This is a genomic window from Rhodovulum tesquicola, from assembly GCF_024128855.1.
Lineage (GTDB): Bacteria > Pseudomonadota > Alphaproteobacteria > Rhodobacterales > Rhodobacteraceae > Rhodovulum > Rhodovulum tesquicola.
Genome location: NZ_JAMYDV010000040.1, coordinates 1 through 7,105 on the forward strand (window position 1 = coordinate 1; position 7,105 = coordinate 7,105).

General features: G+C 63.4%; 3 protein-coding genes, 1 tRNA gene and 3 pseudogenes. 4 read left to right on the plus strand and 3 right to left on the minus strand.

Annotation, left to right across the window (positions count from 1 at the left end; translation table 11 throughout):
* Window positions 1-127 precede the first annotated feature (127 nt).
* The 3 genes and pseudogenes from NHN26_RS16935 to NHN26_RS16945 form a co-directional block, all read left to right on the plus strand.
* Window positions 128-463, plus strand: a pseudogene (locus tag NHN26_RS16935) (transposase); the annotation flags it as partial.
* 107 nt (window positions 464-570) lie between these two features.
* The gene (locus NHN26_RS16940) at window positions 571-3,177 is read left to right on the plus strand and encodes a cation-transporting P-type ATPase (protein ID WP_253090503.1); all 2,607 of its coding nucleotides are present in this window, start codon (window positions 571-573) and stop codon (window positions 3,175-3,177) included.
* 158 nt (window positions 3,178-3,335) lie between these two features.
* Window positions 3,336-4,934 (plus strand): MBL fold metallo-hydrolase RNA specificity domain-containing protein, encoded by a 1,599-nt coding sequence (locus NHN26_RS16945; protein ID WP_253090504.1) that lies wholly within the window; start codon window positions 3,336-3,338, stop codon window positions 4,932-4,934.
* 91 nt (window positions 4,935-5,025) lie between these two features.
* Here NHN26_RS16945 and NHN26_RS16950 read toward each other — a convergent pair.
* Window positions 5,026-5,208: pseudogene (locus NHN26_RS16950) on the minus strand (DNA methylase); the annotation flags it as partial.
* Between the two features lie 302 nt (window positions 5,209-5,510).
* Between NHN26_RS16950 and NHN26_RS16955 the strand changes: the two are divergent.
* Window positions 5,511-5,996: pseudogene (locus NHN26_RS16955) on the plus strand (recombinase family protein); the annotation flags it as partial.
* 432 nt (window positions 5,997-6,428) lie between these two features.
* On the opposite strand, the gene NHN26_RS16960 reads toward NHN26_RS16955, so the two are convergent.
* Together NHN26_RS16960 and NHN26_RS17665 are read right to left on the minus strand one after the other, a co-directional pair.
* Window positions 6,429-6,518: transfer RNA gene (locus NHN26_RS16960), tRNA-Ser, on the minus strand.
* 490 nt (window positions 6,519-7,008) lie between these two features.
* The coding region (locus NHN26_RS17665; RefSeq protein WP_331429120.1) for an IS3 family transposase at window positions 7,009-7,105 on the minus strand (97 nt) is incomplete at its 5' end.

Genomic DNA, 7,105 nt, shown 5'->3' on the forward strand with positions numbered 1-7,105 from the left:
TCTGTCACCAGCTTCACAGCCTCAAACTTGAACTCCTTCGTGAACTTCCGTCTTACCATGTCCGATCTCCAGGTCCTTGGTCACGATCTTATCTTCTCTTCGTGTCCACGAAACCGGCAGCAGGCCAGAGATCGAGACCCGCCGCAAGGCGTTCCTGCGCAAGTGGCGCCTCAAGTGCAAGGCCGTGGCCGACAGCCTTGAAGAAGCCGGCGACCGGCTCTTCACCTTCACCCGCCTCGACCCGTCGCAGTGGAAATCGGCCCGGACCACCAACGCCATCGAGCGCCTGAACGAGGAGTTCCGCCGCAGGGTCAAGACCCAGACCGTCCTGCCCTGCGCCGAGACGGTGCCGATGCTGCTCTGGGCGCTTCTGGCATCCGGCCAGATCCAGATGCGCAAGGTCGACGGCTGGGAGACGCTGTCTCAGCCCCTCGAGCCGATGCCTCTTGACCGCGCCGCCTGAACGGCACCAAGTTCACATGCCCGGAGTACGCTGCCAGGAAATTTCCACAGCATTCGCGACACGACCGGTCCCGCCGTCGGCGTTCTCTATTCTGGCGAGCTAAATCCATGTCCGCGTTCCATCACCTCTCACCAACCGATTGCCTGGTCAACTTACAGGCCACGCCAGAGGGCCTGACCTCTTCGGAAGCGGTGGAGCGGTTCGAGAAACACGGACCGAACCGTCTGCCAGAAGTCCGAACGCGGGGGGCGCTCAGGCGATTTCTGGCGCATTTCCACAATGTGCTTATCTACGTGCTGATCGGCGCCGCGGTCATCACCGGCGCGATGCAGCACTGGGTCGATACCGGGGTGATCCTAGCCGTGGTCCTCGCCAATGCGGTCATCGGCTTTCTTCAGGAGGGCAAGGCCGAGGCTGCAATGGCCGCGATACGCGGCATGCTGGCGCCGCGGGCCGCGGTCCTGCGGGACGGGCAGCGTGTCTCGGTAAATGGGGATACGCTTGTGCCCGGCGACGTGGTGCTGATGGAGGCAGGCGACAAGGTGCCTGCCGACCTGCGCATCCTCGAAGCGCGCGGTCTGGCCGCGCAGGAGGCCATCCTCACAGGTGAGTCCGTTCCTGTCGATAAGGTCACTGATCCTGTTGCGCCGGAGGCAGCGCTTGGGGACCGGCGGTCGATGCTCTGGTCGGGCACGCTGGTGACCCAGGGCACGGCACGCGGATTGGTCGTCGCAACGGGCGCAGCCACGGAAATCGGACGCATCGGCGGGCTCCTGGCGGGGGTGGAACAACTGACCACGCCCCTCGTCCAGCAGATGGATCATTTCGCGCGCTGGCTGTCGTTTCTGATCATCCTCGCGTCGGGGCTTCTGCTGGCCTACGGCTATTTCGTCGGCCATCACGACTTTGCAGAGATGTTCATGTCGGTCGTCGGCGTCGCGGTGGCGGCAATCCCCGAGGGGTTGCCGGCTGTGATGACGATCACGCTGGCGATCGGCGTTCAAGCCATGGCGAAACGCAACGCGATCGTCCGTCGCCTGCCTGCGATCGAGGCGATCGGCTCGGTCTCGGTCATCTGCACAGACAAGACCGGCACCTTGACGCGCAACGAGATGGTCGTGGCTGCCGCCGAGACGCCCGATGGCAGCTTCGAGATTGCGGGTGAAGGCTATGCGCCGGACGGGGCCATCACGCCGGAAGGTGACCTGTCGCACCTCGCGCGGGCGGCCTTGCTTTGCAACGACGCGGCCTTGCTGGAGAAAGCCGGACACTGGGCTGTCGAGGGCGACCCGATGGAGGGCGCGCTCCTCGCCTTTGCGGGCAAGGCCGGGGTCGAAGCGGGCGCACGCCGGCTCGATGCCATCCCCTTCGACAGCCGCCACCGGTTCATGGCCGTGCTGAACGAGGGGCCGGATGGGAATGTGACCCGCGTGAAGGGTGCCCCTGAGCGGGTGCTTCGCATGTGCGCCGGGATCGACCGCAAGACCTGGCATGAACGTGCGGAGGCCTTGGCTCGGCGCGGCCTCAGGGTTCTCGCGCTGGCGGAACGTAGCGAGACCGGACCGCGGATCGACCCGGCTGCCCTGGAGGGCGGGCTCACGTTCCTCGGGCTGGTCGGGCTGATCGACCCACCTCGCCCGGAGGCCATCGCCGCTGTGGCCGAATGCCGGGCGGCGGGTATTCGGGTCAAGATGATCACCGGCGACCATGCGGGAACCGCTGCCGCCATCGCCGGGCAGATCGGGCTGCAGAACCCGCATCGGGTGCTGACCGGAGCGGAACTGGACAAGCTCGATGATGCGCAACTGGCTCTTGAGGTGACCGGCGTAGATGTGTTTGCCCGCACCAGCCCCGAGCACAAGTTGCGCCTCGTCACCGCGTTGCAGGCCAATGGTCTCTCGGTCGCCATGACGGGCGATGGGGTGAACGACGCCCCGGCCCTGAAGCGCGCCGACGCGGGCATCGCCATGGGTCTCAAGGGATCCGAGGCGGCCAAGGAGGCGGCCGATCTTGTGCTGGCCGACGACAATTTCGCCTCCATCGCGGCCGCCGTGCGCGAGGGGCGAACGGTCTACGACAACCTCAAGAAGGTCATTAGCTGGACGTTGCCAACGAATGCAGGCGAGTCCATGACCATCGTGCTGGCTCTCCTGGTGGGCTTTGCCTTGCCGGTGACGGCGGTCCAGATCCTCTGGATCAACCTGATAACGGGTATCACTCTCGCTCTCGCACTGGCCTTTGAGCCGACCGAACCCGGGACCATGGCCCGCCCGCCACGCCGCCGCGATGCACCGATCCTGTCAGGGCAACTCGTCTGGCACGTGATCCTGGTGGCACTTCTCTTTCTCGCGGCCGTGTTCGGGGTCTTCACCTACGCCATCGACAAGGGGTATTCCCTGGCGCTCGCTCAGACGATGGCGATGAACACGCTGGTAGTGCTCGAAATCTTCCAGCTGTTCTTCATCCGCAATATTCATCGTACCTCGTTGACCTGGGATGCGGTGAAGGGGACGCGCGTGGTCTGGATCGTGGTCATCGCCGTCACCGCAGCCCAGTTTGCCGTTACCTATCTATCGCCGCTCCAGGCGATCATCGGGACCGAGCCGGTGCCTCTGGTCGACGGTCTTCTGATCGTCGCTGTCGGTGCGGTCTTTTTCGCGACCATCGAGATCGAAAAGCAAATCAGATTGGGGTTGGAGAGACAAATTGTATAGGTTGTGCTGAAGCTTCAAGCGGACGCGATCATGAAATCACCCACACAGCAGGCATCTCCGGCGGCAAGGTCCGTCTCACTGTCGCCGCTCCGGGCGTCCCGTTTCTGGTTGTGAACTGCACCTGGCGCTGACCGGATTGCCATCGAAAGGACCGACCCATGTCTCACGCCCGCCTGACGTTTCACGGGGCAGCCAGAGCAGTCACCGGGTCCTGCTTTCGACTTGAAACCGATCACGGGCAGATCCTGATCGATTGCGGTCTGTTTCAGGGGTCGAAGACCGAGAAGGAGTTGAACTACCGACCCTTTCCATTCGCGCCAGACACCATTGCTGCCGTGATCCTCAGTCACGCCCATATCGACCACTCGGGTCTGCTGCCTAAACTGGTAAAGCACGGATTTGCCGGCCCGATCCATGCGACACCTGCTACTGCCGATCTGGCCGGGGTGATGCTGCCCGACAGTGCGCATATTCAGGAGATCGAGGTGGAACAGTTCAACCGCCGGGCAGCGCGGCGGGATCGCGGCAAGGTCACTCCCATCTATACGGGTCAGGATGCAGATGCCTGCCTCGCGCTGTTTCGCCCGGAGCCTTACGACACCTGGTTTTCCGTGCTTCCGGGCCTGCGGGCCCGGTTCTGGAACGCAGGGCATCTTCTGGGTTCGGCTTCGATCGAGATCGAAGTGGCGCAAGCAGAGACGTCCCCGATGCGAATCCTGTTCTCGGCCGACATCGGTCCCGACTACAAGCTGATGCACCCCGACCCCGAAGGCCCCAGCGGTGTGGACTACCTGATCTGCGAGTCAACCTATGGCGATTGTGACCGGATTGATGCAACGGCTGATCGCCGCCGCAAGCTGCTGGCAGATGAGGTTCGCGCCGCCATGCATCCGAACGGGGCGCTCTTGATCCCATCATTTGCAGTCGAGCGGGCTCAGGAATTGATCAGCGATCTGGGTCGCCTGATCGCCGAAGGCGCGCTGCCGCCGACCCCGATCTATGTCGACAGTCCGCTTGCAACCAAGGCCACGCGCGTTTTCGCCAAACACCATCGAGAGCTGGAGGAAGGGGCGGTGCTGATGAAGGGGCTGAAATCGCGGCACCTGCACTTCACCGAAACGCGGGAACAAAGCATCGCGTTGGACCGGATCAGGGGCTTTCACATCGTCATTGCCGCGTCCGGAATGTGCGATGCCGGACGCATTCGGCACCGGCTGAAGAACTGGTTATGGCGCGACGAGGGCACGGTGCTTTTCACCGGCTTCCAGGCCGTCGGTACATTGGGTCGCATCCTGCAGGACGGTGCGACGTCGGTGCGGATTCAAGGCGAGGAATTTGCTGTCCGGGCAAGGATCAGGTCGCTCGATCTGTACTCCGGCCATGCGGACGGCACCGAGTTGCGGGACTGGATCAGGGCCCGACTGCCGATCAGGCACGATGTCTTTCTGGTCCATGGCGAGGAGGCCGCGATGGAAGGGCTGGCCGCGCGGCTGACGGGTATCGTCGATCCCGCCCATGTGCTGCGACCGGAACTGGATGAAGAGTTCGAGTTGACAGCAATGGGGAGCCAGAGGCTCGCCGAAACCACGCCACGAAGGCTTCCCCCGGAAAAAGTGGCGCGGATGGATTGGCACAACGATGTGTCGCGGCTGATTCTCGAAATCAACGACGCTCTGAGGGCCAGCCCGGATGAACGGGCCCGCGGCGTCCTGATCCGTCGATTGCGACGGGCACTGGAAGCCGAAGACGGTGTTTGATCGCAGCCGCCAAGCTGAGAGGAGGTCGATTTATCCGGACCGCAGTAGGCCGTGTCCTCCGCAGTTCGAGCTGAACGGCGACCGCTAATTGGGAATCGGAAGGGATGGCTTCCGCCACAGCCGCCGCGATGAACCCGTCGTAGAGCTCGGCGCCCTGCGAGCTGTCGTCCCAGGTGACGCCGTAGGACTGGCTCCAGTCCTTGTTCCGGGTCGGATGGTTCGAGCCGTCGTAGTCGACCAGATACGGCGGGTCGGTCGCGAACAACACCGCGCGAGTTCGATGGTCTTCAGGAATTTTGGATTGACGAATTTCTTGAGGTCTGAACCCATTTTTTCACCTCGCTAATGCCGGACATGTTCCGATTATGTTCTACCCGACCAGACAACCGGGAGTCGAGTCCACGGCAGCTCCACCCGTGCCTGTCCGGGCCCTGTGGGACGGTTCGCGAATGCGGTGAGTAGGAGAAGGGCGAGACCTCACGGACCAGCCCTTCATGAAACGCCCCAATCCCCTGCCTCCCGACCGGATGACGCCCGCCGAGCGACGCGCCGAACTGTGCGGCCTGCTGGCGCTCGGGCTGGGTGCTGGTCCGCGATCAGTATGACGACGGCGGGATTTCCGGCGGCACGCTGGAACGGCCCGGCCTGAAGCGGCTGCTGGAGGATATCGAGGACGGGCTGGTCGATGTTGTGGTGGTCTACAAGATCGACCGCCTCAGCCGCTCGCTGGCGGATTTCGCCAAGCTGGTCGAGGTGTTCGACCGGAACGGTGTGACGTTCGTCTCGGTCACGCAGTCGTTCAACACGACGACCTCTATGGGACGGCTGACGCTGAACATCCTGCTGTCCTTCGCACAGTTCGAGCGCGAGGTGACGGCCGAGAGGATCCGCGACAAGGTCGCCGCCAGCCGGAAGAAGGGCATGTGGATGGGCGGTGTGCCGCCCTACGGTTACCGCGTCGAGAACCGGAAGCTGGTGGTGGATGAGGAATGCGCCGCGCATGTGCGCTGGATCTTCGCGCGCTTCCTCGAGATCGGGTCCTGCACCGAACTGGCGCGGGAGCGCGAATGCGCAAGCGGCGCTTCACATCGTCCTCTAGGTTGCGAATTGTAATGCTTGCCATGAAGTTCCCCGACCATCGGGACGATGCTAGGCGACGATTGCATTGCAATCAAGCCATAGCGCGGCACTAGTTTTAGTTCAGTGAAAGCAGAATGAGCCTCCGATAATGAGTTCGATTTCTGTTCCTTCTCGAAGCGTGTCCCTGAAATCGAAGTGTTCGGCGGGGCTTGCCAAAAACCCTTCATTTTCATAGCCTTAAAAGAAATTCACCAAATCGGCGCAGTCATCAGGTCCGGAGAATATCAACCCTGAGAGACCGCTTTCGTCCCTCCTGGAACCGGGGCCGGTTAACAGCCCCACCCGCATAACCCCCCAAAACAACGGAAAAATCCGGCCGCAGCCGGATCGGGAGAACGCTTTCGCGAGGGCAAGTGGCGGAGACGAAGGGATTCGAACCCTCGAGACGGTTTCCCGCCTACTCCCTTAGCAGGGGAGCGCCTTCGACCACTCGGCCACGTCTCCGCTGACGCGTATAGCCGCCCAAGTGACCGAGAACAAGGGCGTTATCCCGGCATGTCCGCGACTCATGCGGCCGGCTGGCGTTTATCTCCGGGTCAGGCGAGGGTTGCCCGATCGCGCGGAGCCTTGCGGGGTGATCTGCGGACTTGGCGTTCTTCCCCCGAACGGGGATGCGGGCGGGGTTGAGGGCAAAGCTGAACGGCCGGGGCTGCCCGATGGTGCCCGTCTCGGCAAGCGGGTCCGGCACCCCCGCAGGCCGCGCGCAATTGCGTTCACCGTCGCAGCCAGGCCGAGGGCGAAAGGGCAGAGGGCTGCGACCCGTGGCGACAAGCCCGGCCGCCAGTCCGGTTCTGCCTCGCTGACGCGCGGCGATGCGCGCCGGAACCCTGCGCCCCCGGCACGGTCGGGCATGGCCCGTCGGAACCGGGGTTTCTATGTCTGACCGATCTCCCCCGCCCGGCCATGGCCTGCTGCCGGTTTCGTGGACAGCAGGTTAAGCTAGCATAGCGCGGGCCTCGAACTCCATGGGGCTGATGTAGCCCAGTTTCGAATGCCGTCTGCGCGGGTTGTAGAAGCGCTCGATGTAGTCG

Bases quoted from the DNA above. Each gene is read 5' to 3' on its own strand.
- NHN26_RS16945 (WP_253090504.1), top strand. From the start codon at position 3,336: ATGTCTCACGCCCGCCTGACGTTTCACGGGGCAGCCAGAGCAGTCACC.
- NHN26_RS16940 (WP_253090503.1), top strand. From the start codon at position 571: ATGTCCGCGTTCCATCACCTCTCACCAACCGATTGCCTGGTCAACTTA.